At 64.2% G+C, this 26,109-nt stretch carries 24 protein-coding genes; 6 read left to right on the top strand and 18 right to left on the bottom strand.

The window, feature by feature from the left end:
• Positions 1–2: 2 nt before the first annotated feature.
• From BV82_RS01845 to BV82_RS01835, 3 genes are all read right to left on the bottom strand, one after another.
• Positions 3–947, bottom strand: coding sequence for a FecR family protein (locus BV82_RS01845; protein WP_159387982.1), 945 nt, complete (start codon positions 945–947; stop codon positions 3–5).
• Between the two features lie 29 nt (positions 948–976).
• Positions 977–1,510 (bottom strand): RNA polymerase sigma factor, encoded by a 534-nt coding sequence (locus tag BV82_RS01840; RefSeq protein ID WP_010222163.1) that lies wholly within the window; start codon positions 1,508–1,510, stop codon positions 977–979.
• An 80-nt stretch (positions 1,511–1,590) separates the two neighbouring features.
• On the bottom strand, positions 1,591–2,646 hold the full coding sequence (locus BV82_RS01835; protein WP_010222160.1) for an HAD family hydrolase: 1,056 nt from the start codon (positions 2,644–2,646) through the stop codon (positions 1,591–1,593).
• 240 nt (positions 2,647–2,886) lie between these two features.
• Here BV82_RS01835 and BV82_RS01830 point away from each other — a divergent pair, with 240 nt between their 5' ends.
• Entirely contained in the window at positions 2,887–4,278 is a 1,392-nt protein-coding gene (locus BV82_RS01830) for an L-cystine transporter (RefSeq protein ID WP_010222159.1), read from the top strand.
• Between the two features lie 51 nt (positions 4,279–4,329).
• Here the strand turns inward: BV82_RS01830 and BV82_RS01825 are convergent, their stop codons facing one another.
• A complete protein-coding gene (locus BV82_RS01825; protein ID WP_010222158.1) occupies positions 4,330–4,848 on the bottom strand; it encodes a dihydrofolate reductase in 519 nt (172 codons plus the stop codon).
• A 63-nt stretch (positions 4,849–4,911) separates the two neighbouring features.
• On the opposite strand from BV82_RS01825, the gene BV82_RS01820 reads away from it, so the two are divergent.
• Positions 4,912–6,303 carry a DUF2868 domain-containing protein gene (locus tag BV82_RS01820; protein ID WP_026001253.1) on the top strand — a complete coding sequence of 464 codons (1,392 nt, stop codon included), beginning with the start codon at positions 4,912–4,914 and terminating at the stop codon, positions 6,301–6,303.
• On the top strand, positions 6,296–7,660 hold the full coding sequence (locus BV82_RS01815) for a GTPase/DUF3482 domain-containing protein (protein WP_010222156.1): 1,365 nt from the start codon (positions 6,296–6,298) through the stop codon (positions 7,658–7,660). The genes BV82_RS01820 and BV82_RS01815 overlap by 8 nt, the downstream gene beginning before the upstream one ends.
• Positions 7,661–7,712: 52 nt before the next feature.
• On the opposite strand, the gene BV82_RS01810 is transcribed toward BV82_RS01815, so the two are convergent.
• From BV82_RS01810 to BV82_RS01785, 6 genes are all read right to left on the bottom strand, one after another.
• A complete protein-coding gene (locus BV82_RS01810; RefSeq protein ID WP_036995384.1) occupies positions 7,713–8,840 on the bottom strand; it encodes a TIGR03364 family FAD-dependent oxidoreductase in 1,128 nt (375 codons plus the stop codon).
• Between the two features lie 113 nt (positions 8,841–8,953).
• Positions 8,954–9,979, bottom strand: a complete 1,026-nt coding sequence (locus BV82_RS01805) for a putative 2-aminoethylphosphonate ABC transporter substrate-binding protein (RefSeq protein ID WP_010222153.1) — start codon at positions 9,977–9,979, stop codon at positions 8,954–8,956.
• Between the two features lie 39 nt (positions 9,980–10,018).
• Entirely contained in the window at positions 10,019–11,743 is a 1,725-nt protein-coding gene (locus BV82_RS01800) for a putative 2-aminoethylphosphonate ABC transporter permease subunit (protein WP_036995382.1), read from the bottom strand.
• Position 11,744: 1 nt separating this feature from the next.
• Positions 11,745–12,809: a putative 2-aminoethylphosphonate ABC transporter ATP-binding protein gene (locus BV82_RS01795; RefSeq protein WP_010222151.1), complete on the bottom strand. Its 1,065-nt coding sequence runs from the start codon at positions 12,807–12,809 to the stop codon at positions 11,745–11,747.
• A 206-nt stretch (positions 12,810–13,015) separates the two neighbouring features.
• On the bottom strand, positions 13,016–13,885 hold the full coding sequence (locus tag BV82_RS01790; RefSeq protein WP_010222149.1) for a LysR family transcriptional regulator: 870 nt from the start codon (positions 13,883–13,885) through the stop codon (positions 13,016–13,018).
• 7 nt (positions 13,886–13,892) lie between these two features.
• The gene (locus BV82_RS01785) at positions 13,893–16,157 is read right to left on the bottom strand and encodes a heavy metal translocating P-type ATPase (RefSeq protein ID WP_036995380.1); all 2,265 of its coding nucleotides are present in this window, start codon (positions 16,155–16,157) and stop codon (positions 13,893–13,895) included.
• An 82-nt stretch (positions 16,158–16,239) separates the two neighbouring features.
• On the opposite strand from BV82_RS01785, the gene cadR reads away from it, so the two are divergent.
• On the top strand, positions 16,240–16,683 hold the full coding sequence (gene cadR / locus BV82_RS01780) for a Cd(II)/Pb(II)-responsive transcriptional regulator (protein ID WP_010222147.1): 444 nt from the start codon (positions 16,240–16,242) through the stop codon (positions 16,681–16,683).
• 38 nt (positions 16,684–16,721) lie between these two features.
• Here the strand turns inward: cadR and BV82_RS01775 are convergent, their stop codons facing one another.
• Genes BV82_RS01775 through BV82_RS01765 form a run of 3 tightly spaced genes read right to left on the bottom strand, consistent with a single transcriptional unit; the run spans position 16,722 to position 19,347 of the window.
• Positions 16,722–17,693: a thymidylate synthase gene (locus BV82_RS01775; RefSeq protein ID WP_036995378.1), complete on the bottom strand. Its 972-nt coding sequence runs from the start codon at positions 17,691–17,693 to the stop codon at positions 16,722–16,724.
• A 47-nt stretch (positions 17,694–17,740) separates the two neighbouring features.
• Positions 17,741–18,550 (bottom strand): prolipoprotein diacylglyceryl transferase, encoded by an 810-nt coding sequence (gene lgt / locus BV82_RS01770; RefSeq protein ID WP_036995377.1) that lies wholly within the window; start codon positions 18,548–18,550, stop codon positions 17,741–17,743.
• A gap of 14 nt (positions 18,551–18,564) precedes the next feature.
• A complete protein-coding gene (locus BV82_RS01765) occupies positions 18,565–19,347 on the bottom strand; it encodes a sulfite exporter TauE/SafE family protein (RefSeq protein ID WP_036995375.1) in 783 nt (260 codons plus the stop codon).
• Between the two features lie 130 nt (positions 19,348–19,477).
• On the opposite strand from BV82_RS01765, the gene BV82_RS01760 reads away from it, so the two are divergent.
• Positions 19,478–20,224 (top strand): NRDE family protein, encoded by a 747-nt coding sequence (locus BV82_RS01760; RefSeq protein WP_010222142.1) that lies wholly within the window; start codon positions 19,478–19,480, stop codon positions 20,222–20,224.
• A 96-nt stretch (positions 20,225–20,320) separates the two neighbouring features.
• Here the strand turns inward: BV82_RS01760 and ptsP are convergent, their stop codons facing one another.
• Together ptsP and BV82_RS01750 are read right to left on the bottom strand one after the other, a co-directional pair.
• Complete coding sequence (gene ptsP, locus BV82_RS01755) at positions 20,321–22,600, bottom strand: phosphoenolpyruvate--protein phosphotransferase (RefSeq protein ID WP_010222141.1); 2,280 nt, start codon at positions 22,598–22,600, stop codon at positions 20,321–20,323.
• Between the two features lie 22 nt (positions 22,601–22,622).
• On the bottom strand, positions 22,623–23,102 hold the full coding sequence (locus BV82_RS01750; RefSeq protein ID WP_010222140.1) for an RNA pyrophosphohydrolase: 480 nt from the start codon (positions 23,100–23,102) through the stop codon (positions 22,623–22,625).
• A 140-nt stretch (positions 23,103–23,242) separates the two neighbouring features.
• Here BV82_RS01750 and BV82_RS01745 point away from each other — a divergent pair, with 140 nt between their 5' ends.
• On the top strand, positions 23,243–23,899 hold the full coding sequence (locus BV82_RS01745) for a histidinol-phosphatase (protein ID WP_010222139.1): 657 nt from the start codon (positions 23,243–23,245) through the stop codon (positions 23,897–23,899).
• 34 nt (positions 23,900–23,933) lie between these two features.
• Here BV82_RS01745 and BV82_RS01740 read toward each other — a convergent pair whose 3' ends face one another.
• The 3 genes from BV82_RS01740 to BV82_RS01730 are packed head-to-tail and all read right to left on the bottom strand — an operon-like array spanning position 23,934 to position 26,098.
• Positions 23,934–24,401, bottom strand: a complete 468-nt coding sequence (locus BV82_RS01740) for a DUF2269 family protein (RefSeq protein ID WP_036995374.1) — start codon at positions 24,399–24,401, stop codon at positions 23,934–23,936.
• Entirely contained in the window at positions 24,398–25,654 is a 1,257-nt protein-coding gene (locus BV82_RS01735) for an SDR family oxidoreductase (RefSeq protein WP_036995372.1), read from the bottom strand. The genes BV82_RS01740 and BV82_RS01735 overlap by 4 nt, the downstream gene beginning before the upstream one ends.
• 15 nt (positions 25,655–25,669) lie before the next feature.
• On the bottom strand, positions 25,670–26,098 hold the full coding sequence (locus tag BV82_RS01730; RefSeq protein WP_036995371.1) for a DUF2269 family protein: 429 nt from the start codon (positions 26,096–26,098) through the stop codon (positions 25,670–25,672).
• Positions 26,099–26,109 lie beyond the last annotated feature (11 nt).

Below are 26,109 nucleotides of genomic sequence, written 5' to 3'. Positions count from 1 at the left end.
TTTCAGCCCTCGCGCAACACCCGCAGATACGGGGTGTAGTGCTCGGCGCGCAGGCCCAGGGTGTGGGTCAAGGCCTTGAGCACGGCCTCGGGCTTGTCGATCTCGAACACTCCCGAGACTTTGCGCTGGCGCAGGCTCTCGCCCAACACCAGGGTCTGCCCCGGCCAGTAGCGGTTCAGGGCATCGACCACTTCGACCAGCGGCTGCTCGCGGAACACCAGTTGGCGCTGGCGCCAGGCGAACTCGGCGGGCACATCAAAACCATGCTCGGCGCTCAGGCGAGCGCCGCGATACTCGACACCGCGACCGGGTTCCAGCAGCACTGACCGAGTGTTGTCGGCACTGACCTGGACCTTGCCCTGGGCTACCCGCACCCGGGTCTGGTCGCCTTCCCGGGCCACGCTGAAGCGCGTGCCCACGACCCTGACCCAGCCATCACCGGAGCGAATCACAAACGGCCGCGCCGGGTCATGGCTGACGTCGAACCAGGCCTCGCCACGCAATAACCGCACCCGCCGCTCGCCATCGACCAGCTCGACCTGCACGGCCGTATCGGTGTTGAGTTGTAGTTGCGAACCGTCCGCCAGGGCAATGCTGCGCGACTCGCCGGTGCGGGTGGCATAGTCGGCGCGCCAGCGGTCCGGCCAGGGGCTGTACGCCAGCCAACCGACCATCAGCAGCACCGCGGCAGCACTGGCCCAGACCTGCAGCCGCGGCCGGCGCCAACGCGCGCGCTGCGCCTGGCGGATCTGCCGCGCCGGTTCACACAAGGCACCCAGCAGGCCAAGCACTTCCTCCCAGGCCTGGGCCTGTGCCGGGCCCTGGGCCAGCCAGGCGCTGAAGGCCTCGCGCTCATCGGCCGTGACGTCTTCGGCCTGCAGGCGGTAGTACCAGCCGCTGGCTTCGGCGAACAGGTCGTCGGCCTCTATGGCGTGTGGGTCGGTCATCGGGGTATCCGTCGCTGCAATTGGCCGGCTCATGGGCACGACCTCGGCGTACCGCTGAGCAAGCGCGCCTTGATAAAGGCCCGGCAGTCGATCAGCGCACGACGCAATTGGTATTCGACACTACGCGGGGAGACCTGCAGGCGCTCGCCAATTTCCCGGTAGGAACATTCGTCGACATGATAGAGCAGGAAGATGTGCCGGGTCGCCTCGGGCAGGGCCTGGATAGCCTCGTGCATCAGCGCCTGCTCTTGCAGCGCAGACAATTGCTCGTCGGCACCTGGCGTTTCGCAGGCCAGCTCCTCGCTGGGTTCGCCGCCGTCCAGGCGCTCGCGACGAATGGACTGACGCTGATGGTCACGTACCAGGTTGCTGGCAATGGTGAAGAGGAAGGCCGGTAGATTGTCGATCTTCTTGTCGGCAGGCAGCCGCGCCAGACGCAGGAAAGACTCCTGGGTCAGGTCGGCTGCCACCTGCGCATTACCGGTACGGCGCGCAACAAAGGCTTCCAGCGCTTTCTTGTGCTCGGCGAACAAGCGGGCAATCTGCGTATTCCACGAAGACACGGTACTTCCTGGCGTTGGGCCTCAAGGTGAGCGCACGCTAGCAGAAGATGAGATTAGTTCGCAATTGATATCTATTTTGCTTACTGAATCTGCTCCGGCGTGACGATCACCCAGTTCTTGTCCGCCGTCACCGGCAACCCCTCTTTGGCCTGGGCCGCTGCATGCTTGGCAATCATGCCGTTGATCTGGTCCATGTACTTGGCCTTGCGATTTATCCACAGGTGGATGCCGCCCTTGGCCACGTCGACGCTATGGAACTGCATGTAGCCATCACTGGTTGGGGTATCGCCACCGACCAGCACCGGCTTCTTCCACTCATCAATATAGGTGAGGATCGCCGCCTGCTTGCCCGCCATCCAGGTGGCCGGGGTCCACAGGTAGGGGGTCAGTTCCAGGCCCAGGTTGGCCTGCGCGTCGTAGCGGCCGGCACTGATCTGCTTGCGCGCGGTGGTCAGGGCGCCGCTGGTGCGGTCCTTGAGCAGCAAGCTGACGCCAATCACGTTCTGCGGTTTGACGTTGTAGCCATACTTGGGATCGGCGGCGACCATGCGCACCAGTTCTTCGGAGGCGGCGCTGATCACGTAGACCTCGATGCCGTTTTCCATCAGCTTGTTGAACAGCTCGGCTTGGCCTGCGAACACTTTCGGCGGTTGCACCTCGATGGGCTTGACCTGATCACCCTCGTAGTAGGTGCTCGGCACCGGCTTGCCCGAAGCCATCAGCTCATCGACATAACCTTTGAGCTCCTTGAGGGTGAAGCCGGAAAACACTTGGGCGACCCAGGGGTAGCAGACCATGTCGTCGATTTCGCAGAGCCGGTAGTAGTAACTGAACAGGCTCTCCTTGTGCTCGGCGGTGTCCTTGAAGGGGATGAGCTTGAGTGACGGATCGAGCTTGTCACGGCTGAGCAGGCCCTTGTTCTCCATGAACGGCAGCAGCGATTCTTCGAGGTCGAAGCGGTAGCTGGTGTTGTCCATGTCGAAGACCGCGTAGTTGCCCTTGTTGGCGTTGGCGGCAATCATTGTGTCCAGTTGTTTGGCAGCCTCGACCGGCCAGTGCTTGAGTTCCGTGGCCCAGCTATGCCCGGTCAGCAACAAGGCAAGGCCGGCGGCGAGGATTTTCGGAGCAGACGTCATGTGCATTTCTCCAGAAAAGTGGCCCGCTCACGCTAGCAAAGCCTGAAATGCACACCGACCCGACAGCGACACCGACACGCCCCTGAGCGGCCACGTGCATTCTGTTTGCGACCCGCCGTTATTCCAAAAACGACTATAGAAATTCCATTTCGATATAAATTCGTTCGTTTTCATGCTGTTAGCATTTCTGTTCGCAATCGCACACAGAGGCGATGCCCCGCCTTTTTTCCTGGAGCTTCAATGAATCTGCCGTTGTCTCTCAATCTGCTGGCGTTCCTGGCGTTGTTGCTGGGCCTGGCGCAAACCCGTCATGGCAACTGGAGCCTGGCCAAGAAGGTCCTGGTCGGCCTGGTCCTCGGCGTGCTGTTCGGCGCCGCCCTGCATGCCATCTATGGCGCCGGCAACCCGATCCTCAAGGCCACCATCAGCTGGCTCGACCTGGTGGGCAACGGTTACGTGCAGTTGCTGCAGATGATCGTCATGCCGCTGATCTTCGCCTCGATCCTCAGCGCCGTGGCGCGCCTGCACAACGCTTCGTCGCTGGGCAAGATCAGCTTCCTGACCATCGGCACCCTGCTGTTCACCACGGCCATCGCCGCATTGATCGGCATCGTGCTGACCAACCTGTTCGGCCTGACCGCCGAAGGCCTGGTGGCCGGCACCGCCGAAACTGCGCGCATGGCGGCGATCCAGAGCGACTACGTGGGCAAGGTCACTGACCTGAACATCCCACAGCTGCTGCTGTCGTTCATCCCCAGCAACCCGGTGGGCGACCTGGCCCGGGCCAAGCCGACCTCGATCATCAGCGTGGTGATCTTTGCCGTGTTCCTCGGCATGGCCGCCCTGCAGTTGCTCAAGGATGATGCCGAGAAGGGCAACCGCGCCCTGGCTGCCATCGACACCCTGCAAGCCTGGGTGATGCGCCTGGTGCGCCTGGTGATGAAGCTCACCCCGTACGGCGTGCTGGCGTTGATGACCAAGGTGGTGGCCAGCTCGAACCTGGACGACATCCTCAAGCTCGGCAGCTTCGTGGTGGTGTCGTACATCGGCCTGGGCCTGATGTTCGTGGTGCACGGCCTGCTGCTGGCTATGAGCGGTGTGAACCCGCTGCGCTTCTTCCGCAAGGTCTGGCCGGTGCTGACCTTCGCCTTCACCAGCCGCTCCAGCGCCGCCAGCATCCCGCTGAGCATCGAGGCGCAAACCCTGCGCCTGGGCATTCCGCAGTCGATCGCAAGCTTTGCCGCATCATTCGGGGCGACCATTGGCCAGAACGGCTGCGCCGGCCTGTACCCGGCGATGTTGGCGGTGATGGTGGCGCCAGCGGTGGGCATCGATCCATTTGACCCGCTGTGGATTGCCACCCTGGTGGCGATCGTCACCCTGAGTTCGGCGGGTGTCGCGGGCGTGGGTGGTGGTGCGACCTTCGCGGCACTGATCGTACTGCCAGCCATGGGCTTGCCGGTCGAGCTGGTGGCCTTGCTGATCTCGGTCGAGCCGTTGATCGACATGGGCCGCACGGCGCTGAACGTGAACGGTTCGATGACTGCAGGGGCGATCACCAGCCAGATGCTCAAGCAGACTGACAAGTCAGTGCTGGAGGCGCAGGAGCATGCGCAGCTGACGCACTCCTGAGTCCTGCGTCGCCCTGAAGGGCCTCATCGCCGGCGTTGCCGGCGATGCTTTTCAGGCCTTTTCCCAGACCTCGAAGTGATAAGCAGGCTTGTCACCTTCAGCCGCATTCGCCTGACTCGACGCCAGCTTCCACTGCGCCTGATCAAACGGCGGAAACCACGCATCCCCTTCCGGGTTCAATTCCACCCGCGTCAGGTACAGCCGATCCGCCAGGCCGCGCTCGATCGCCTGGGTATACAGCTGCGCGCCGCCGATCAGCATCAGCTCATCGACGCCCTGCGCCAGTGCCCATTGCTCGGCACGCACCATCGCTTCATCGAGCGAGGCGAACACCTCGGCACCTTCGAGCTGCAAGCCCGGCTGGCGGCTGACCACCAGGTTCAAGCGCCCCGGCAGCGGTCGGCCCAGCGAATCCCAGGTTTTGCGACCCATGATGATCGGCTTGCCCAGGGTGGTGGCCTTGAAATACTTGAAATCCCCCGGCAGGTGCCAGGGCATGCTGTTGTCGATGCCGATCACGCGGTTCTCGGCGAGGGCCGCGATCAGGCTGAGGGGGAGTGATGTTTTCATGCCGGCGAGGATAGCAAAGCCCGATCTTCGATGCCTGGGTTATGCTTTGGGCTGACTTGATCAATGGAAGACCGCGTGACTGCACTGACTGACCTGGACAAACGCTGGCTCACCGAAGCCGTGCGCCTGCGCGAAGAACATGCAGGCCCCTTGGAAGACCAGGAAGCCAACCGCCGCGCCCGCCAATCGGGCGGCGACCTGCCGGCGCGCATCGAAAACCGCGCCCTGTGGCTGGCCGAACGCGACGGCATGCGCAGCGCCCTGCAACACTGGAAACAAGGCGCACGCCTGGCGCTGGCGGCCCTGATGGTGCTTGCCGTGCTCAGCGGCGCCGGCCTGGCCTTGGCCGCCCTCGGCGACAGCCTGCGCCCGGTGAACGTGTTCTGGGCCCTGGGCAGCCTGCTCGGGCTTAACCTGTTGCTGTTGCTCGGCTGGTTGCTGGGCTTTTTCTTCGCCGCTGAACAGGGCGCCAGCCTTGGCCGCCTGTGGCTGTGGCTCAGCGAAAAATTCGCCCGTGATGCCCAGGCCGCGCACCTGGCACCCGCCCTGCTAGTGATGCTGCAACGGCAAAGGCTCAACCGCTGGCTGCTCGGCCTGCTGGTGCACAGCCTGTGGCTGGTAGCCCTGGGCACGGCGCTGCTGATGTTGCTGATTCTGCTGGCGACCCGGCGTTATGGCTTCGTCTGGGAAACCACCATTCTTGGCGCCGACACCTTCGTTGCCCTGACCCAGGCCCTGGGTGCCCTGCCGGCGTTGCTTGGCTTCAGCGTACCGGACGTGGCCATGATCCGCGCCAGCGGCGACAGCCAACCGGCACTGGAACTGGCCCGCCAGGCCTGGGCCGGCTGGTTGCTGGGGGTGCTGCTGGTGTATGGCATCGTCCCGCGCCTGCTGCTTGCCGCCTGGTGCCTATGGCACTGGCGCAGTGGCCGGGCGCGCTTGCACCTGGACCTCAATCTGCCCGGCTACAGCCAGTTGCGCGATGCGCTGATGCCCAGCAGCGAACGCCTGGGCGTCAACGATGCCGCGCCTGATGCCCTGCCGCAGATTGTCCGGGGCGTCGGCGAAGAACACAGCAATGGCGCCCTGCTGGTCGGTCTCGAACTGGACGACAAACGCCCATGGCCACCCGCCCTGCCAGCAGCGGTAAGCAACGCCGGCATCCTCGACAGCCGCGAGTCCCGCAACAAGCTGCTCGAACAGCTCAGCCGCTTTCCTCCGGCGCGCCTGGCGATTGCCTGCGACCCGCGCCGCTCGCCCGACCGCGGTAGCCTGGCACTGCTTGCCGAGCTTGCGCGTAATGCCGGCGCCACGCGCATCTGGCTGCTGCAGGCGATGCCCGGCCAGGCGCTGGATGCTGACCGTCTCGGCGACTGGCATCAGGCCCTGGAACAACTCGGCTTGAATTACGCCGACACTGCCCCGCTGAACTGGCTGGAGCATGGCCATGACTAAGCCACTGAAACTGGCCGTGGTCGGCCACACCAATGTCGGCAAGACCTCGCTGTTGCGCACCCTGACCCGCGATGTCGGCTTCGGCGAAGTGTCCCACCGGCCGAGCACCACCCGCCATGTCGAGGGCGCACGCCTGTCGGTTGACGGCGAGCCACTGCTGGAGCTCTACGACACGCCGGGGCTGGAAGATGCCATCGCCCTGCTCGATTACCTCGAACGCCTGGAACGCCCGGGCGAACGCCTTGATGGTCCGGCGCGGCTGGAGCGCTTTCTGCAGGGCAGCGAAGCACGCCAGCGTTTTGAACAAGAGGCCAAGGTGCTGCGCCAGTTGCTGGCCAGCGATGCCGGTCTGTATGTGATTGATGCCCGCGAGCCGGTGCTGGCCAAGTACCGCGACGAGCTGGAAGTGCTCGCCGGATGCGGCAAGCCGCTGTTGCCGGTGCTCAATTTCGTCGCCAGCAGCGACCATCGTGAAGCCGACTGGCGCGAAGCCCTGGCGCGTCTGGGTCTGCATGCGCTGGTGCGCTTCGACAGCGTCGCCCCGCCGGAAGACGGCGAGCGCCGCCTGTACGAAAGCCTGGCCTTGATGCTGGAGCACTCCCGCAGCGCACTGCAACGCCTGATCGACGATCAACAAGCCCAGCGCCAGGCCCGGCGTGAAAGCGCCAAGCGCCTGGTCGCCGATCTGCTGCTCGACTGCGCTGCCTGCCGGCGCAGCGTAGTTGCCGAACCCGGCGCCGAGGCCGTGGCCATCGAAGCCCTGCGCCGCGATGTGCGCCAGCGCGAGCAACGCTGCGTCGAAGCACTGCTCAAGCTCTATGCCTTTCGCAAGGAAGACGCCGCCAGCAGCGACCTGCCCTTGCTCGACGGGCGCTGGGGCGATGACCTGTTCAACCCGGAAACCCTCAAGCTGCTCGGAGTACGCCTGGGCAGCGGCGTGGCGGCCGGTGCGGCGGCCGGGGCGGGAGTCGATTTGCTGGTCGGCGGCCTGACCCTCGGGGTTGCAGCACTGGCCGGGGCGATTGCCGGCGGCGCCCTGCAGACCGCCCGCAGCTATGGCTCGCGCCTGCTCGGCAAGCTCAAGGGCCAGCGTGAACTGACGGTGGATGACAGCGTGTTGCGCCTGTTGGCACTGCGTCAGCATCAGCTGATGCATGCGTTGGATGCCCGTGGTCATGCGGCGATGGAGCGAATCAAGCTGGCAACACCGCAGGAGCAGACCTGGCGTGAAGGCAAATTGCCGGAAGCGCTGAACAAGGCACGGGCGCATCCGCAGTGGTCGTCGCTCAATCCGGGGGCGAGGGTCAATCAGGCGGAGCGTCAGGAGCAGATTGATGCTTTGGTGCTAGAGCTTTAGGACGCTATCGCGGGGCAAGCCGGGGACATGGTTTACAGGCTCATACGCATGGTCAGTTGCTCTCCTCTAGCAAACGGGCGATATGTTGCTCGGCCAGGGCCGGGCCGACGCTCATGCCGACGCCGCTGTGCATCAGCGCGGCGCTGATACCCGGCGCGACCTGCAGCAAGGAAAACGGCCCCGGCCCGCCAGAACCATAGACGCCCTGCCAGCGTTCGACCACTGCGATGCGCCCGCCCAGGGTGTGCTCGGCCAGCTCGATCATCCAGTTGTCGACCTGCTCGGCGTTGAACGGTGAAGCATCGCTGCCATAGGCATGGGAGTCGCCAATGATCAGCTCGCCATGGGGTGTAGGGCTGATCAGCAGGTGGATGCCGTGCTCCAGCAGGTGCGGGCTGTTGGCCTGCAGTTGCGCTTTAAGCGCCTGGGCTTGCGCCAGGTCGGCGAAGGCGCCGTAGTGTACGCAGCTCAGGCCGGTCAGCAATGCGTGCTGCAGGTCGAGCTTGAAGCGCGGCCGGGCACGCAGCATCTGTAGACGACAAATCTGCGGCTGCAGGGCAGCGATGGGTTCGGCGAGCAGGGTCTGGTAGTCGTGACCGGAGCAGACCACCACCTGTTTGGCGTTGAAATCCCCCGCCGTGGTCGACACCCGCCCCGGTTCGATACCGCGCACCAGGGTAGAGAAATGAAACTGTACATCCAGCACCTGCTGCAGGAAGCGGATCAGGCTCGGCAAGGCTTCGCGTGAATACAACTGCTGGTCTTGCAGCCCGCGCAAGGCGGCGCGGTGGTGGCGGAACTGGCCGCCATACAGGTCGTTCAGGTCGGCGCCGCTGAGCAGTTGCACCTGGTAGTCATGTTGTGGCGCACGCTCGGCGCAGAAGGCTTCGAGCAGTTCCAGTTCCAGCGCGGTACGGGCAAACAGCAGCGAGCCATTGGCCTTGAGCTCGAAGCCGGCCTGCTGCGCCCAGTGCTTCCAGATGCCGCTGCTGGCCTTGGCCAGCTCGAGCATCTGGCCGGGCGGCTGGCCGGTGACCAGGGCCTGGCCGAAGTTGCGCACCGAAGCGCCCAGGGGCGTGGCGCTGCGCTCGAAGACCCGCACCTTGAGCCCACGCCGGGCGGCGGCATAGGCATGGGACAGGCCGAGGATGCCGGCGCCGACGATGAGTAGATCGGTCATTTGAGGTTCCTTGAAGAATTCGTCGCCCCCATCGCTGGCAAGCCAGCTCCCACAGGTACTGCATACACCGATCCTGTGGGAGCTGGCTTGCCAGCGATGAAGTCAACGCAGTGTTACTGCTGCGCCACCTTCTCCGACTTGCCGTCATAGCGCTTGCGCCACTCGGCGAGGATGCTGTCGCGGTTCTTCGAAGCCCAGGCGAAGTCGTTCTTGATCAGGCGCTGCTCGTAGTCGGCCGGCAGTTCGGTCTGCGGCTTGGCGATACCGGGCTGGGCCAGGACGGCGAAGTTTTCCTTGTACAGCTCCATGGCCGCCGGGCTTGCCGAGAAGTCGGCCAAACGCTTGGCCGCGTCTTCATGCTGGCTGCCCTTGATCACCGCAGTGGCTTCGATCTCCCAGCCCAGGCCTTCCTTGGGCAGGACGATGTCCAGCGGCGCGCCCTGGCGCTTGAGCTGCACGGCCGGGTATTCGAAGGAGATACCAATCGGGAATTCACCCGCCGCCGCCAGCTTGCAAGGCTTGGAGCCGGAGTGAACGTACTGGCCGATGTTCTGGTGCAGGCCGTCCATGTACGCCCAGCCCTGTTTCTCGCCGAAGGTCTGCAACCAGGCGCTGACATCGAGGAAGCCGGTGCCGGAAGACGCCGGGTTGGGCATGACGATCTTGCCCTTGTACTCGGGCTTGGTCAGATCCTGCCAGCTCACCGGCTTGCTCAGGCCCTGTTTCTCGGCCTCGACGGTGTTGAAGCAGATGGTCGCGGCCCAGACGTCCATGCCCACCCAGGCTGGCGGGTTGGCGGCATCGCGGTAGTTGGCGCCGATCTTGCCGAGGTCTTTCGGTGCATAGCTTTGCAGCATCCCCTGCTGGTCGAGGATGGCCAGGCTCGACGCTGCCAGGCCCCACACGGCATCGGCTTGCGGGCGGTCTTTTTCGGCCAGCAGTTTGGCGGTGATGATGCCGGTGGAATCCCGCACCCATTTGATTTCGATGTCCGGGTTGGCCTTCTCGAAGGCTTGCTTGTAGCTCTTGAGCTGTTCGGCTTCGAGTGCGGTGTAGACCGTCAGCTGGGTGTCGGCGGCGTAGGCCTGCACACTGAACGCAGTGAGGACGGCAGCGGCAAGAGCAAGTGGCTTGAACATGATGCGGTTCCTTTGAACGGTACAGGTTGGGAGAGGCAATCAGTGACCCGGCGCGCGCTGGCGCCAGGCTTGGGAGCGTTGCAACAGGCCGCGCGAGGCCCAGGCCAGGAGCAGCGAAACGGTGGCGCTGGTAAGCAGGATCAGGGTCGACATCGCCGCGGCACCGCCGACGTTGCCGGCGTCATCCATGTTCAGTACGGCGACCGCGGCGAGGATGGTGTCGGGGCTGTAGAGGAAGATCGCCGCCGACACCGTGGTCATTGCCGAGACGAACAGGTAGCGGATGATGTCGAGCAATGCCGGCAGGCAGATCGGCACGGTGACCCGCAGAAAATGCCGGTACAGCGGCGCCTTGAGCGACAGCGCAGCGGCCTCGAACTCGCCATCGAGCTGGCGCAGGGCGGTGGTCGCGGTCATCTGCGCGGTGGTCAGGTAGTGGGCGATGGTGCACACCACCAGCAGCGCCATGCTGCCGTAGAACACATGCAGCGGGTTGCTGGCGAGGTTGAAGAAGAACACGTAGCCAAGCCCCAGAACCAACCCCGGCACCGCCATCGGCACGAAGCTGAGCAGGCGCAGCAACAGGTTCAGGCCGCGCTGGCCCTTGGTTTTTTCCATCAGGTAGGCGCCGGTGAAAATCACCGCGCTGCCGATCAGCGCCGTGCCCAGGGCCATGGTCAGACTGTTGCGGTAGGCCAGCCAGCCGCCACCGGCGGTTTCGTCGAACTGGTAGTGCTTGAGCGACAGCGACAGGTTGTAAGGCCAGAACTTGACCAGCGATGAGTACACCGCCATGCCCACCACCAGCAACAGCACCGCGCAAATCAGTATGACCACGGCCAGGAAGCAGGCATCGCGGCGCCGCGAAGGCTGTGGCTGGAACACCTGGGCACGGCCGCTCATCGAGTCGCCCTGGCGGCGGCGCAACCAGGCATCGACGGCAAAGCTGAGCAGCGCCGGCACCAACAGGACCATACCGATCAAGGCACCGCGGCCGAACTGTTGCTGGCCGACCACGGCCTTGTAGGCCTCCAGCGCCAGCACCTGATAATCGCCACCGACCACCACTGGCACACCGAAATCGGTGATGGTCAGGGTGAACACCAGGCAGAAGGCGGCGAACACCGCCTGCCGGGTCGCCGGCCAGGTGATGCTGTGAAAGGCGCGCCAAGGCCCGGCCCCCATGCTCGAGGCGGCGTCGAACAAACGCGCATCGGCCAGCGACAGGGCTGAAAGCAGGATCATCAGCGCATGCGGGAAGGTGTAGATGGCCTCACCGAGGACAATGCCCCAGAAGCCGTAGATATTGTCGCTGAGCAGCCCGCGCAGCAGGCCCTGATTGCCGAACAGGTAGACCAGGGCAATGGCCGGCAGCATCGATGGCGCCAGCAACGGTAGCAATGAGATGCCGCGCCACAGGCCTTTGGCCGGGATCAGCGTGCGCTGCAGGGCGTAGGCGAACAGGTAGGCCAGCGGCACCACAATGGCTGCAACGCTGAGCGAGACTTTCAGGCTGTTGCCCAGCAACCAATGGAAGTTGGCACTGGCAAACAATTCGCGGGCGGCAACCAGGCCACCGCCCTGGCCGGTATCACTGCTGAAACCGCGCCAGAAGATCGCCAGCAGTGGCATCAGGACCGCGACGGTGAGCAGAAGCAGCAGCAACCACTTGCCGCCGACCACGAACAGTCGATCCCCCAGCGATACACCGGTGCGCTGTGCTGCCTTCGCGTGTGCGATCGGCATGGCGATTGGCGCAGCCATCTCAGGCAAACACCTGCAGGCTGCGCGGCGGCAAGGCGACCCAGATGTCCTGGGAGCCCAGGCGCGGCATCGACTCGGGGGCGACTTCAGCAAGCAGGGCATGGCCTGGCAGCTCGTTGAATTCGAAACTCATGCGACAGCGATTACCCAGGAAAGTGATCTCGCGCACCCGTGCCGGAAACAGGTTCTCCTCGTGCACCGGCGGGTTGACGCTGATCGCTTCCGGGCGGCAGAACAGGCGACCGCTACGGGCCTGGCCGGCACCGTCGGCCAGGCGCATGTTCAGCGCACCGACCTGGGCATGGCTGTCGCTGTGACGCTGGAACGGCAGCCAGTTACCCTGGCCAACGAACTCGGCAACGAACGGCGTGGCCGGCTTGTCGTAGATTTCCTGCGGGGTGGCGTACTGTTCGACCTGGCCGTTGTTCATCACCGCAATGCGGTCGGCCATCAACATGGCTTCGTCCTGATTGTGGGTGACCATCAGGGTGGTAATGCCGAGCTGGCGCTGCAGCTGGCGCAGTTCGCTGCACAGGTGCTCGCGAACCCGCGCGTCGAGGGCCGACATCGGCTCATCGAGCAGCAGCAACGAAGGTGCCGGGGCCAGGGCGCGGGCCAGGGCCACCCGCTGTTGCTGGCCGCCGGAAAGCTGGCCGGGGTACTTCTTCTCGCTGCCGCTCAGGCCCACCAGCTCGAGCATCTGCGCCACCCGCTGGCGCACTTCGTCACGGCCACTGCCAGCCAGGCCGTAGGCGATGTTGGCTTCGACGGTAAGGTTGGGGAACAGCGCGTAGGACTGGAACAGGATGCCATAGTCACGAGCCTGGGGCGGCAGCTCGGAGATGTCGCGCTCACCGATGTACAGGGTGCCGCGGTCCTGGCGCTCCAGGCCTGCAATGCAGCGCAGCAGGGTGGTCTTGCCACAGCCGGACGGGCCCAGCAAGCACACCAGCTCCCCGGCAGCGACGTCGAGGGAAACATCATGCAGGGCGGTAAAGGCGCCGAAGCGCTTGTGGATACCGCGCACCTTCATCTGTGCGCCTGGGTTTGCGACCGCAGTGTTCATGGCAGGACCTCATCGAACGAATGAGGGTCATGCTAGGCAGGCAATGCGAAGGTTCTGTGGCGCAGAGGCAAAAGTTGCCGATAGTGGTATAGGCAGATTTTGGTGTGATCTCGGTTGGCAAGGCTGCGCCTTGCATCGCTGGCAAGCCAGCTCCCACAGGTCCAGTGCATGCAGTACCCTGTGGGAGCTGGCTTGCCAGCGATTATCTATATCTCTACCGCCGCAACTTCCTGAGCCAACCCCAGAAACGCCGCCGGCAAGCGCGCCTGGCGCCGCTCCTTGAGGCAATACAGATACTCATGCATCACCGGCGCACCCTCCAGGCTCAGCACCCGCAGCTCGGGGTTATGCGGCACTTCATGGCGGGCAATGATGCTGATGCCGATATTGCGCAGCACCGCCTCGCGAATCGACTCGCGGCTGCCGATCTCCAGCAGCGACCCAACCTTCACCCCCGCCGCTTCCAGCATCTGTTCGGTCAGTTTGCGCGTGGTCGAACCCTGCTCACGCACCAACAGGCAATGCCCGGCCAGTGCCGACAACGGCAGCGACTCACGGCTGGCCAACACATGGTTACGATGCACCGCCACCACCAGCGGATCGGTACCCAGCACCCGCCGTACCAGGCGCGCATCCTCGACCAGTTGCGAAGACGCGGCCAGATCGACCCGATAGTCTTCGAGCAACTCCAGCACCTGCTGGGAGTTGCCGATCTCCACCGACACCTCCACCTGTGGCAGGCGCTCGCGGAAGATCTTCACCAGGTCGAGGATGTAATACGGCGCCGTGGCGGCGATGCGCAAACTGCCCTGGCCCTGGCCGCTGTTGCGCAGGAAGAACTCGATATCGGCTTCCTGCTGCAGCAGCGCCTTGACCATCGGCAACAGCCGCGTGCCGTCGTCACTGAGGGTCAGGCGCCGACCGCCGCGGTAGAACAGCTCCACCGCGTACTGGCTTTCCAGGTTGCGGATCTGCGTGGTCACCGTCGGTTGGCTGAGCCCGAGTTTCTTCGCCGCCAGGGTAATGCTGCCCAGGCGGGCAACCATGTAGAAGGCTTTCAACTCGGAACTCAACATACATCCTCTATTTACGCAGCAGGCGCAGGCCGTTGAAGACCACCAGCAAACTCACGCCCATGTCGGCGAACACCGCCATCCACATGGTTGCCATGCCAGCGAAGGTGACCGCCAGGAAGATCGCCTTGATCCCCAGGGCCAGGACGATGTTCTGGGTCAGGATCGCCGCACTCTGGCGCGAGAGCCTGACGAAGGCCGGGATTTTGCGCAAGTCATCATCCATCAGCGCCACGTCGGCGGTCTCGATGGCAGTGTCAGTACCGGCCGCAGCCATGGCAAAACCGATCTCGGCCCGGGCCAGGGCCGGCGCATCATTGATACCGTCGCCGACCATGCCGACCCGATGGCCCTGGGCGTACAGGTCTTCGATGGTCTTGAGCTTGTCGGCCGGCAGCAGGTTGCCATGGGCCTGGTCGATACCGACCTGGGCGGCAATGGCCTGGGCCGTGTGCGGATTGTCGCCGGTCAGCATGACAGTCTTGATACCCAGCTCATGCAGTTCGGCAATCGCCTCGCGGCTGCTGTCCTTGACCGTGTCGGCGACGGCGAACAGCGCCAGCGGGCCGGACTTGTCGAGCAGCAGCACGACGGTCTTGCCCTGGCGCTCGAGGGCATCGAGCCGGGCTTCGAGCTGCGCCGAGCACAGGCCCAGTTCTTCGACCAGGCGATGGTTGCCCAGGTGATACAGCTCGCCGTCGATTTCGCCGCGCACACCTCGGCCGGCCAGGGCTTCGAAGGCCGTCACCTCGCTCAGGGGCAATTGCTGCTCTGTGGCGAACACGGCAATGGCACGGGAGACCGGGTGGTCGGAGCGGTCGGCGAGGCTTGCGGCCAGCGCCTGGGCACGGCCTTCGAACAACGGCTCAAGCACTTCATGGTCGGTTTGCACCGGCTTGCCATGGGTGATGGTGCCGGTCTTGTCCAGGGCCAGGAAGTCGAGCTTGCGCCCGCCTTCCAGGTACACCCCGCCCTTGACCAGGATGCCTTTGCGCGCCGCCGCAGCCAGGCCGCTGACAATGGTCACCGGGGTAGAAATCACCAGCGCACACGGGCACGCCACCACCAGCAATACCAGGGCGCGGTAGATCCAGTCGAACCAGGCGCCAGCCATGAACAGCGGCGGAATCACCGCTACCGCCAGGGCAAAGGCGAACACGGCCGGGGTGTAGATGCGCGAGAACTGGTCGACGAAGCGCTGGGTCGGCGCCCGCGCGCCCTGGGCTTCTTCCACGGCCTTGATGATCCGTGCCAGGGTCGATTGCCCGGCCGCCGCCGTGACCCGGTACTCCAGCGCACCGGCCTGGTTGATGGTACCGGCGAACACCTTGTCGCCCGGGCCCTTCTCTACCGGCAGGCTCTCGCCAGTGATCGGCGCCTGGTCGATACTTGACTGGCCGCTGACCACCTCGCCGTCCAGGCCGATGCGCTCGCCGGGACGCACCCGCACCAGCGCGCCCAGGGCGACCTGCTTGACGTCCAGCTCACGCCACTGGCCATCGGCTTGCTGCACGGTGGCGAGGTCCGGGCTCAACTGCATCAGGCCGCCAATAGCATTACGCGCGCGGTCCAGCGAGCGTGCTTCGATCAGCTCGGCGACGGTGAAGAGGAACATGACCATGGCCGCTTCCGGCCACTGGCCGATCAACACCGCACCGGTCACGGCGATGCTCATCAGCGCGTTGATATTGAGGTTGCCGTTCTTCAGCGCGATCCAGCCCTTTTTGTAGGTACCCAGGCCGCAGCTGAGGATCGACACCAGGGCGACCAGGGCCACCACCCAGGAAGGCGCCAGCTCGGCGAAATGGATAGCCTCGGCGCCCAGCGCCGCCACACCGGCCAACGCCAGCGGCCACCAGTGCTTTTTCGCTGGCGCAGGCGTAGCGCCAGCTTCCTCGGTGGCATCGCTCAGCGGTTCAGCCTGCATGCCCAACGAGGCTACGGCCTGCTCGATGACGACAGTGTCGGCATGGGTATGGCGTACACCGAGGATGCGGTTGATCAGGTTGAATTCCAGCTGCTCGACCCCCGCCAGCTTGCCCAGCTTGTTCTGGATCAGCGTCTGCTCGGTCGGGCAATCCATGGCCTCGATGCGGAAACGGCTCAACCGCGCACCGGCGCTACTCGCCTCGCTCAGCTGCACCAGCGCCGGCGCGGCGTCGTGGGAACAGCAGCTGCTGTGGGCGTGCTCGGCATGCTCATGCTTGGCGTGATCATGGCTGTGCTCATGATCGTGGGGGGCTTTACCTGGGGTGTGGCTGACAGGCTGGTTCATGGGTTCATCCTTAAATGTCCTGTTGCCAAGTGAACACCCTGTAGCCACTATAGGGTCAAGCCACTTGTCGAGGTATTTGCAGATGAAGATCGGAGAACTGGCCAAGGCCACCGATTGCGCGGTGGAAACCATCCGTTATTACGAGCGGGAAAACCTGCTGCCGGAGCCGGCGCGCAGCGAGGGCAACTACCGGATGTACACCCAGGCCCACGTCGAGCGCCTGACCTTCATCCGCAACTGCCGCACCCTGGACATGACCCTGGAAGAAATCCGCAGCCTGCTGCACCTGCGCGACAGCCCGGAAGACCAGTGTGAAAGCGTCAACGCCCTGATCGACGAGCATATCCAGCACGTCAAGGCGCGTATCGACGGCCTGCAGGCCCTGCAGGCCCAACTGCTGGAACTGCGTCAGCACTGCCATCCCAAGGAGGTCCAGTGCTCGATCCTGCAGCATCTTGAGGTCAATGGCGCGGTAACGGCGCCAGAGGCGGAGCATTCGCATGTGGGCAGGAGCCACGGGCACTGATTGAGGTGCCCGCTCCCACAGTAATTTCAGACGGTTAATCAGACCGCCATCGGCGCCGTCATTGGCGCGTGGTGCTCGTAGCCTTCGAGGCTGAAGTCGCTCGGTTCGATCTTCTCCAGCCACTGCGGCTCGTACACGCCGGTCTTGGCGAATTCCGGCACGCGATCATTGATCACCAGCTTCGGCGCTGCCAGCGGCTCGCGCTTGAGCTGCTCGTTGAGCATGTCCAGGTGGTTCTCGTAGACGTGCGCATCACCGATGAAATAGGTGAACCAACGCGGCGTGTAGCCGGTCAGGCGGCCCATCAGCGACAGCAAGGCAGCGCCTTCGGTGAGGTTGAACGGCGTGCCCAGGCCCAGGTCGTTGGAACGGATGTAGAGGGTCAGGGAAATTTCCCTGGTCTCGACATTCGGGTGGAACTGGTACAGCAGGTGGCACGGCGGCAGGGCCATCTCGTCGAGCTGGGCGCAGTTCCAGCCGTGGAACAGGATGCGGCGGCTGCCCGGGTCGTTGTGGATGGTGTCGATGCACTGGCGGATCTGGTCGATGGCCTTGTACAGCACGACGAAGGCTTCACCGTCTTCCTCGGCCTGGGCGATCTGCTGGAAGCCCTGGCTCCGGGCCAGCTCGATGGCGGCCGGGTTGCTCAGCGGGATGCGCTTGTAAGCCGGCCACTGGCGCCATTGCACGCCGTAGATCTCGCCGAGGTCGTCATGGCCCTGGCGGAACGGGTTGGCCAGCCACTGGGCGTTTTCGTTGGCGTTCTGGTCCCAGACCTTGCAGCCCAGCTCGCGAAACTCGCCAGCGTTCTTCACGCCGCGCAGGAAACCGACCATCTCGCCGATCGCCGACTTGAACGCCAGCTTGCGGGTGGTGATGGCCGGAAAGCCCTTCTGCAGGTCGAAGCGCAGCATGGCGCCCGGCAGGCTGATGGTGCGGATGCCGGTACGGTTACCCTGCAGGGTGCCGTTTTCGAGCACGTCACGGACCAGATCTAGATACTGTTTCATGGCTTACCTGTAGCTAGGACGGCAGGGGATCGCCCTGCCGTGGAAATTCAAACGGCGGCCTTGGCCGTGGGTTTGCGGTTATAGGCCCACCAGATCAGGCCGATGCCGCCGAGGATCATCGGCACGCAAAGCAACTGCCCCATGGTCAACCAGCCAAAGGCAAGGTAGCCAAGCTGGGCGTCGGGTACCCGCACGAATTCGACGATGAAGCGGAAAATTCCGTAGAACAGCGCGAACATGCCGGAAACTGCCATGGTCGGACGCGGTTTGCGCGAGTACAGCCAGAGAATCAGGAATAATGCCACACCTTCCAGGGCGAACTGGTACAGCTGCGACGGGTGACGTGGCAGCTGGGCCGGGTCGCTGAACGGCGGGAAGACCATGGCCCACGGCACGTCGGTGGCCTTGCCCCACAGCTCGGCATTGATGAAGTTGCCGATACGCCCGGCGCCCAGGCCAATCGGCACCAGTGGCGCGACGAAGTCCATCAGCTCGAAGAACGACTTGTTGTTGCGCTTGCCGAACCACAAGGCCGCGAGCATGACGCCGATGAAGCCGCCGTGGAACGACATGCCGCCCTTCCATACCTCGAAGATCAAGGTCGGGTTGGCCAGATAGGCGTGCAGGTCATAGAACAGCACGTAGCCCAGGCGACCACCGACAATCACCCCCATCGACAGCCAGAACACCAGGTCGGAGAGCTTCTCGCGGCTCCAGGTCGGGTCAAAGCGGTTGAGGCGACGCGAGGCCAGCAGCCAGGCGCCGCCGATACCGACCAGATACATCAGGCCGTACCAATGGATTTTCAGCGGACCCAGGGCCACGGCCACTGGATCGATCTGCGGGTAAGGCAGCATGGTGACTCCTCTCGTTAAAGCAAAAAGCTCAAGCCGACGCAGAACAGCAGCGCGGCAAACAGCCGTTTGAGCAAGCGTGGCGACAGTTTATGCGCCAGGCGCGCGCCGAAGCGGGCGAAAAACATGCTGGTCAGGGCAATGCCCAGCAGCGCCGGCAGGTACACGAAGCCCAGGCTGTGCGCCGGCAGATGCGGGTCATGCCAGCCCAGCCAGATGAAACTCAGGGCACTGGCCACGGCAATCGGGAAACCACAGGCCGACGAAGTCGCCACCGCCTGCTGCATGGGCAGGCTGCGCCAGGTCAGGAACGGCACGGTCAACGAGCCGCCGCCAATGCCGAAGATTGCCGAGGCCCAGCCGATCACGCTACCCGCAACCGTCAGCCCGGGCTTGCCGGGGATGCCGCGGCTGGCCTTGGGCTTGAGGTCCAGGGCCATCTGCACGGCGATCACCAGGGCGAACACGCCAATGATCTTTTGCAGCATCGGGCCCTGGATCGCCGAGGCGGTTTTGGCGCCGATACCGGCGCCGATCAGTATCCCCAGGGTCATCCAGACGAAGATCGGCCACTGCACCGCGCCCTTGCGGTGGTGCTCGCGAATGGCATTGACCGAGGTAAAGACAATGGTCGCCAGCGAAGTCCCCACCGCCAGGTGGGTCAGCACCGAAGCGTCGAAGCCTTGCACAGTGAAACTGAGCACCAGCACCGGCACGATGATGATGCCACCACCAACGCCGAACAGCCCGGCCAGCACGCCTGCGCAGGCGCCCAGCGCCAGATAGAGCACGAATTCCATTGCCGCCCCCCGTAAATTCAGTCCGGCATGGTAACGGAAGGTAGGCCTGCGGCTCTAGTGAAGACACATTAAGTCGATGGATCGCGTCGGACGCTATGGGTAGAGTGGGCAAAAACACAGAGGCCCACCTATGTGCCTGATCGTTTTTGCCTGGCGGCCGGGGCATGCCCAGCCGCTGATCGTCGCGGCCAACCGTGATGAGTTCTACGCCCGCCCCAGCCGTGTGCTGGGGGCCTGGGAGGATGCGCCCGGGGTTTACGCCGGGCGCGACCTGGAAGCCGGCGGCACCTGGCTGGGTGTCGGGCCCAATGGCCGCTTTGCGGCGCTGACCAATATCCGCGACCCGCATCAGCCCCAGGGCGCCCGGTCGCGGGGCGAGCTGGTGGCGGCGTTCCTGCGAGGTGAGCTGGGGGTCGAGGCTTATCTGGATCAGGTCGCCAGCCGTAGCCAGCAGTATTCGGGCTTCAACCTGCTGGTCGCCGATAACGCACAACTGGGTTACCTGAATGCCCGACAACCTACGCCGCAGGTGCTGGGCGAAGGGGTTTACGGCGTGTCCAATGCCGGGCTGGATACGCCCTGGCCGAAGCTGCTCAAGGCGCGGGCGGGGTTGCAGCAGCACCTGGCCGATCCGCAGCCCGAGCGCTTGCTGGAGCTGCTTGGGGATAACTTGCCGGCGGCGGACAGCGAGCTGCCGGAGACCGGCGTGGGGTTGGGGACCGAACGGTTGCTGTCGAGCGTGTTTATCGCCAGCCAGAACTACGGGACGCGGGCCAGTACGGTGCTGATTGTCGAGGCGGATGGTCGGCGGCGGTTGCTGGAGCGCAGTTTTGGGCCGCTCGGGGGGCATCTGGGGGAGGTGTGTTTGCAGGTCTGACGCTATCGCCGGCAAGCCAGCTCCCACAGGGTCGGTGAATGCAGGTCCATTGTGGGAGCTGGCTTGCCAGCGATGGGCTGCAAAGCAGCCCTAAAATCACAAGGCCTTGCCCACCCCGGGCCCGATCATCCGCGCCAGGCCCAGGTTCTTCAGGGCCAGCTGCAGCGAGCTGTGGATAACTTGCGGGTTGTCGATGCTCATGGCCTGGGCCAGCAACTCCTTGGACTTGCTCAGGCTGACCTGACGCAGCATCCACTTCACCTTGGGCAGGTTGGTGGCGTTCATCGACAGGCTGTCGAAGCCCATGGCCATCAACAGTACCGCTGCCGCCGGGTCACCGGCCATTTCACCGCAGATGCTCACCGGCTTGCCTTCGGCGTGGGCGTCGCGCACCACGTTCTGCAGGGCCTGGAGCACCGCCGGGTGCAGGTAGTCATAGAGGTCGGCGACGCGCGGGTTGTTGCGGTCCACCGCCAGCAAATACTGGGTCAGGTCGTTGGAGCCGACCGACAGGAAATCCACCTGGCGTGCCAGCTCGCGGGTCTGGTACACCGCAGCGGGGATCTCAACCATCACTCCCACCGGCGGCATCGGCACGTCGGTGCCTTCGTCGCGCACTTCGCCCCAGGCCCGATGGATCAGGTGCAGGGCTTCTTCGAGTTCGTGGATACCGGAAATCATCGGCAGCAGGATGCGCAGGTTGTTCAGGCCTTCGCTGGCCTTGAGCATCGCGCGGGTCTGCACCAGGAAGATTTCCGGGTGGTCGAGGGTGACGCGAATACCGCGCCAGCCGAGGAACGGGTTGTCTTCCTTGATCGGGAAGTACGACAGCGCCTTGTCACCGCCGATATCCAGGCTGCGCATGGTTACCGGCAGCGGGTGGAAGGCCGCCAGTTGCTCGCGGTAGATCGCCAGCTGCTCTTTTTCACTGGGGAAACGCTGGTTGATCATGAACGGTACTTCGGTACGGTACAGGCCGACACCTTCGGCGCCACGTTGCTGGGCGCGGGCGACATCGGCGAGCAGCCCGGTGTTGACCCACAGCGGCATGCGGTGGCCATCGAGGGTTACGCAAGGCAGTTCACGCAGGGCGTCGAGGCCCTGGGCCAGCTGGCGCTCTTCTTCGACCACTTCGGCGTACTGCTTGCGCAGCACTTCGCTGGGGTTGGTGTAGACCTCGCCCTTGTAGCCATCGACGATCATGTCGATGCCGTCGACCTTGGAGTACGGCAGGTCAACCAGGCCCATGACGGTCGGGATGCCCATGGCCCGGGCCAGGATAGCGACGTGGGAGTTGCCTGAGCCCAGTACCGAGACCAGGCCGAGCAGCTTGCCTTCCGGCACCTCGCCGAGCATCGCCGGAGTCAGTTCTTCACTGATCAGAATGGTGTTGTCGGGATAGACCAACGACAGCTGACGGGCCTCCTGCAGGTAGGCCAGCAGTCGCCGGCCCAGATCCTTCACGTCGGAAGCCCTCTCGCGCAGGTAGGCATCGTCCATCAGCTCGAAGCGATTGACGTGCTCGCCGACCACCTGGCGCAGCGCGCCCTGGGCCCACTGGCCGGTCTTGATCACCTGCACCACTTCACCGCCCAGGGCCGCGTCTTCGAGCATCATCAGGTAGACGTCGAACAGCGCGCGCTCTTCCGGGCGCAATTGGGTGGCGAGCTTGGCGGAGAGGTTGCGCATGTCTTCGCGCACCCCTTCCAGGGCGTTGTTGAATAGAAGCAGTTCGGCGTCGATGTCATCGACGGTCTTGTCCGGCACCACGTCGAGGTCGGCCGGCGGCAGCATGACCACCGCCTTGCCCACCGCAGCGCCGGGTGAACCGGGTACGCCGACGAATTTGGCCTCCTGGATACCCTTACCCTGACGGCCCAGGCCGCGGATCGAGCCGGTGGCCTCGGCGTGGGCGATAACCCCGGCGAGCTGCGCGCTCATGGTCACCAGGAAGGCTTCTTCGCCTTCATCGAACTGACGGCGCTCCTTTTGCTGGATGACCAACACCCCGACCACGCGGCGGTGGTGGATGATCGGTGCACCGAGGAAGGAGGCAAAACGCTCCTCGCCGGTTTCGGCGAAGTAGCGATAACGCGGGTGATCGGCGGCGTTTTCCAGGTTCAGCGGCTCTTCCCGGGTACCGACCAGGCCGACCAGGCCTTCGTTGGGGGCCATGCTGACCTTGCCGATCGAGCGCTTGTTCAAGCCCTCGGTGGCCATCAGCACGAAGCGGTTGGTCTCGGGATCGAGCAGGTAGACGGAGCAGACCTGACTGCCCATGGCCTCTTTTACGCGCAACACAATGATCCCCAACGCCGTCTTGAGATCCTTGGCGGAGTTAACTTCCTGGACGATCTTGCGCAGCGTATTGAGCATGGCTCGGGGTCGAACTCCGTCGTCAGTCGCGCGCCAGCAGGCGCGGGGCAAGCTCTTTGAGAGCGCGGCGGTAAACCTCGCGCTTGAATGTCACCACCTGGCCCAGCGGATACCAATAGCTGACCCAGCGCCAGCCGTCGAACTCCGGTTTACCGGTCAAGTCCATCCGCACCCGCTGCTCGTTGGAGACCAGGCGCAACAGGAACCATTTCTGTTTCTGGCCGATGCACAGCGGTTGGCTGTGGGTACGGACCAGGCGTTGGGGTAAACGATAACGCAACCAGCCACGGGTGCAGGCAAGAATTTCAACATCATCTCGCTCCAGCCCCACTTCTTCGTTCAGCTCGCGGTACAGGGCATCTTCCGGCGTTTCCTCGGGGTTGATACCTCCCTGGGGAAACTGCCAGGCATCCTGGTTGATCCGTCGAGCCCATAGCACCTGCCCAAGATCATTCGTCAGAATGATCCCGACATTGGGGCGAAAACCATCGGGGTCGATCACGGCAGCAACCTCGCAAACGCATGTCACGGCATTGTTCCACAAAGGTCACGAAGCCAGCAACGCGCCTGTTTACCTTATGTGCACCGTTGTGAAAAGTCCGTATTCTGTGGGACTTTTCAGATGTTATGCGAGTGACTTAAATGCGCCTGGCTTTATTCGATCTGGACAATACGCTCCTTGGTGGCGACAGCGACCACGCCTGGGGGGATTACCTGTGCGAACGCGGCATTCTCGACCCGGTCGAGTACCAGAACCGCAACGACGCTTTCTATCAGGACTACCTGGCCGGCAAGCTGGACCTCAGTGCCTACCTGAACTTCAGCCTGGAAATCCTCGCGACCACGGAAATCGCCCAGCTCGACGAATGGCATCGCGATTTCATGCGCGATTGCGTCGAGCCGATCATCCTGCCCAAGGCGCTGGCCCTGCTGAAGAAGCATCGGGATGCCGGCGACAAGCTGGTGATCATCACCGCCACCAACCGTTTCATCACCGGCCCGATCGCCAAACGCCTGGGCGTTCAGACCCTGCTGGCCACCGAATGCGAAATGGTCGACGGTCGTTTCAGCGGCCGCAGTACCGATATACCGTGCTTCCGTGAAGGCAAGGTGACGCGCCTGAACCGCTGGCTGCTGGAGAACGGCTATAGCCTGGATGACAGCTACTTCTACAGCGACTCGATGAACGACCTGCCACTGCTGGAAAAGGTCACAAACCCGGTGGCGGTCGACCCCGACCCGAACCTGCGTGCCGAAGCCCAGAAGCGCGGCTGGCCAGTGATCAGCCTGCGCGATTGATGCGTGAGTGGCCGCTGCCTCCCCGGCAGCGGCCTCAGCTTGGCTTGGCGACCATCATGTAGAAAATCACCATGAACGCCAGGAACGCCGGCCAGCCCAGGCCAAACCACCAGCGCATGTAGCTGGTCGCCTTCATCGGCATCGCCACACCGTCGCGCAAGGCCTGCTCGGCCAACCTGTGCACGCGAATCTGCAGCCACACCACCGGCAGCCAGCAGATGCCGGCAAACACGTACAAGCCAAAGCTCCACATCAGCCAGCTCTGGTGCGGCGGCCACCCGGCCAGCAACACCAGGCCGATGCCGCTCAATGGCTGGAACACCGCAGTGGTCGCGGTAAATGCCCAGTCGGCGAACACCAGGTGCTTGAAGGTCGTCGCGATTACCTCGACCTTGCCGGTACGCCAGGCGCGCAGGGCATAGTAGGCCGAACCGGCACCGAGGCCGAACAGAACGGTAGAAGACAGGATGTGCAGGGTTTTGAGCAGCAGGTAAGCACTCATCGACGCGGTTCAGTCCATAGAAGCCAAAGGGTAGCCACCATCATCACCAGGTTCTTGGCGACGGCAGCGTAGGGGTCAAACCAGTAATGCGGCAGCACCACGCTGATGATCAGCGTGTAGCCGAGCATCAACAGCAGTTGCGCCTGCAGCGCCCGGCGTCGCCAACGGCGCAGCAGCAGGCCGATGCCGAGGACGAAATCGCACAGTGAGCCGGCAATTACCGCCAGGGTTGCCGCAAAGCCTTGCAAACCGGCTTCGGCAAGAATACGCAGACCCCAGTCATGGCCAGGGCCAAGGCTGACCGCGGCAGTGCCCAGCCAGATCAGCACCAACACCGCCAGCATTAGCGGTCGTAACGCCAGCTGGCTGCTCTGGGCGGCGCTCGGCCAGGTTGCCAACCGCGAGGCCAGCGGCGCGCAGCGATAACCGCAGTGCCTGGCGAGGATATCGGGGTCGGCGCAATTGTCGCGCCGGGCCATGCGCAGGCTCTGGCTGTTCAATGCCCGCCAGCCGAGGCGATCGCCAAGCCAGACCGCAGGCCGAGCGAGCATTGACGGCACTTCAAGGTAGCGGGCTGGCGCCCAGCCCTGTGCCGCACGCAGGCTATCCAATACTTGGGCCAAGGTCATTTGCTGCGGGCCGACCAACGGCACGACGCAGGGCTGCGCCGGCCACTGTCGCATCAGCGCCAGCACCGCCGCACTCAGGTCGTCGATGTGCAGGGGTTGCAACTGCGCCTTGAGGCCCAGCAGCGCAATCATTGGCCAGGGTGACAAGCGCGCCAGCCACTGGCTGCTGGTGCCGCCGGCCCCGAGCAGCAGCGACGGGCGCAGCACCACGGCCGGAATGCCCAGCCCTAACAGGTAATCATCTGCACGCGCCTTGCTGGCCAAAAAGGGCACATCCGCCTGTTCACCGGCGCCCAGCGCAGAAATCTGCAAAACCCGCACGCCACGCTGCGCCGCCAGGTCGAACAGCGCCCGGGTGCCAATGTCCTGGGTTCGCGACAGCTGGCCTTCCTGGGTGCTGAGCACACCGGCGGCATTGATCAGCAGGTCGATACCGGCGGGAAGCGCATAGGCCGTTGGCTCCAGCGCCAGCCGGTCGAGGTCGAGGATTTGCCAGGTAACCCCGGGCAGCGACGCTGGCTGCGCATGGCGGCTGGTCGCGAAAACCTGATGGCCAGCCATGTGCAAGGCCTGCAGAAGATGGCGGCCAACGAACCCCGTGGCCCCCACCAGTAACACCTTCATGACGATCCTTATCGTTTAAACCGGCTTGGCACCCATCAGCCCGGCGATGGCGATGAAACACACACCACTGAACACTGCCAGCGCCAGGGTGAATTTCGGGTTGCCCACGGTCGGCGCCGTGCGCAGGCGGTTGACCCGCACCAGCAGCCAGAACCAGCTGAACGCACCGACGGTGTAGATCACGCTGGAACCCAGCACCCAGGTCTGGCCCAACGGCCAGCCGATCAGGTGTACCAGCCACCAGCCGGTGAACGGCATGCTCACCAGGCAAATGCCCATCAACAGCCAGACAAACACCAGCGGCCGAGCCATCAGCCGCGTGTGGGCACTGGCATCACCCTTGCGGCGCGCGATAAAGGCCCAGATCGCCAGCCCCAATGCGCTGCCCAGCAGCAACACGGTGGCCAGAATGTGGGCGGTTTTCAGGGTCGTCAGCAGTTCCATTTCTTTTATCT

It is taken from the genome of Pseudomonas donghuensis, assembly GCF_000696345.2.
GTDB lineage: Bacteria > Pseudomonadota > Gammaproteobacteria > Pseudomonadales > Pseudomonadaceae > Aquipseudomonas > Aquipseudomonas donghuensis.
Note: the sequence above shows the minus strand (reverse complement) of the source record. Positions and strands in the feature narration are given on the sequence as shown.

Excerpts from the sequence above, each read along its gene's own strand:
- BV82_RS01760 (WP_010222142.1), top strand. The coding sequence starts at position 19,478 with ATGTGCCTGATCGTTTTTGCCTGGCGGCCGGGGCATGCCCAGCCGCTG.
- BV82_RS01815 (WP_010222156.1), top strand. The coding sequence starts at position 6,296 with ATGACTAAGCCACTGAAACTGGCCGTGGTCGGCCACACCAATGTCGGC.
- BV82_RS01740 (WP_036995374.1), bottom strand. The coding sequence starts at position 24,401 with ATGAGTGCTTACCTGCTGCTCAAAACCCTGCACATCCTGTCTTCTACC.
- BV82_RS01790 (WP_010222149.1), bottom strand. The coding sequence starts at position 13,885 with ATGTTGAGTTCCGAGTTGAAAGCCTTCTACATGGTTGCCCGCCTGGGC.
- lgt (WP_036995377.1), bottom strand. The coding sequence starts at position 18,550 with ATGCTGCCTTACCCGCAGATCGATCCAGTGGCCGTGGCCCTGGGTCCG.
- BV82_RS01820 (WP_026001253.1), top strand. The coding sequence starts at position 4,912 with ATGGAAGACCGCGTGACTGCACTGACTGACCTGGACAAACGCTGGCTC.
- cadR (WP_010222147.1), top strand. The coding sequence starts at position 16,240 with ATGAAGATCGGAGAACTGGCCAAGGCCACCGATTGCGCGGTGGAAACC.
- BV82_RS01835 (WP_010222160.1), bottom strand. The coding sequence starts at position 2,646 with ATGACGTCTGCTCCGAAAATCCTCGCCGCCGGCCTTGCCTTGTTGCTG.
- BV82_RS01785 (WP_036995380.1), bottom strand. The coding sequence starts at position 16,157 with ATGAACCAGCCTGTCAGCCACACCCCAGGTAAAGCCCCCCACGATCAT.
- BV82_RS01830 (WP_010222159.1), top strand. The coding sequence starts at position 2,887 with ATGAATCTGCCGTTGTCTCTCAATCTGCTGGCGTTCCTGGCGTTGTTG.
- BV82_RS01730 (WP_036995371.1), bottom strand. The coding sequence starts at position 26,098 with ATGGAACTGCTGACGACCCTGAAAACCGCCCACATTCTGGCCACCGTG.
- BV82_RS01745 (WP_010222139.1), top strand. The coding sequence starts at position 23,243 with ATGCGCCTGGCTTTATTCGATCTGGACAATACGCTCCTTGGTGGCGAC.
- BV82_RS01825 (WP_010222158.1), bottom strand. The coding sequence starts at position 4,848 with ATGAAAACATCACTCCCCCTCAGCCTGATCGCGGCCCTCGCCGAGAAC.
- BV82_RS01735 (WP_036995372.1), bottom strand. The coding sequence starts at position 25,654 with ATGAAGGTGTTACTGGTGGGGGCCACGGGGTTCGTTGGCCGCCATCTT.
- BV82_RS01775 (WP_036995378.1), bottom strand. The coding sequence starts at position 17,693 with ATGAAACAGTATCTAGATCTGGTCCGTGACGTGCTCGAAAACGGCACC.
- BV82_RS01810 (WP_036995384.1), bottom strand. The coding sequence starts at position 8,840 with ATGACCGATCTACTCATCGTCGGCGCCGGCATCCTCGGCCTGTCCCAT.
- BV82_RS01765 (WP_036995375.1), bottom strand. The coding sequence starts at position 19,347 with ATGGAATTCGTGCTCTATCTGGCGCTGGGCGCCTGCGCAGGCGTGCTG.
- ptsP (WP_010222141.1), bottom strand. The coding sequence starts at position 22,600 with ATGCTCAATACGCTGCGCAAGATCGTCCAGGAAGTTAACTCCGCCAAG.
- BV82_RS01795 (WP_010222151.1), bottom strand. The coding sequence starts at position 12,809 with ATGAACACTGCGGTCGCAAACCCAGGCGCACAGATGAAGGTGCGCGGT.
- BV82_RS01805 (WP_010222153.1), bottom strand. The coding sequence starts at position 9,979 with ATGTTCAAGCCACTTGCTCTTGCCGCTGCCGTCCTCACTGCGTTCAGT.
- BV82_RS01845 (WP_159387982.1), bottom strand. The coding sequence starts at position 947 with ATGACCGACCCACACGCCATAGAGGCCGACGACCTGTTCGCCGAAGCC.
- BV82_RS01800 (WP_036995382.1), bottom strand. The coding sequence starts at position 11,743 with ATGGCTGCGCCAATCGCCATGCCGATCGCACACGCGAAGGCAGCACAG.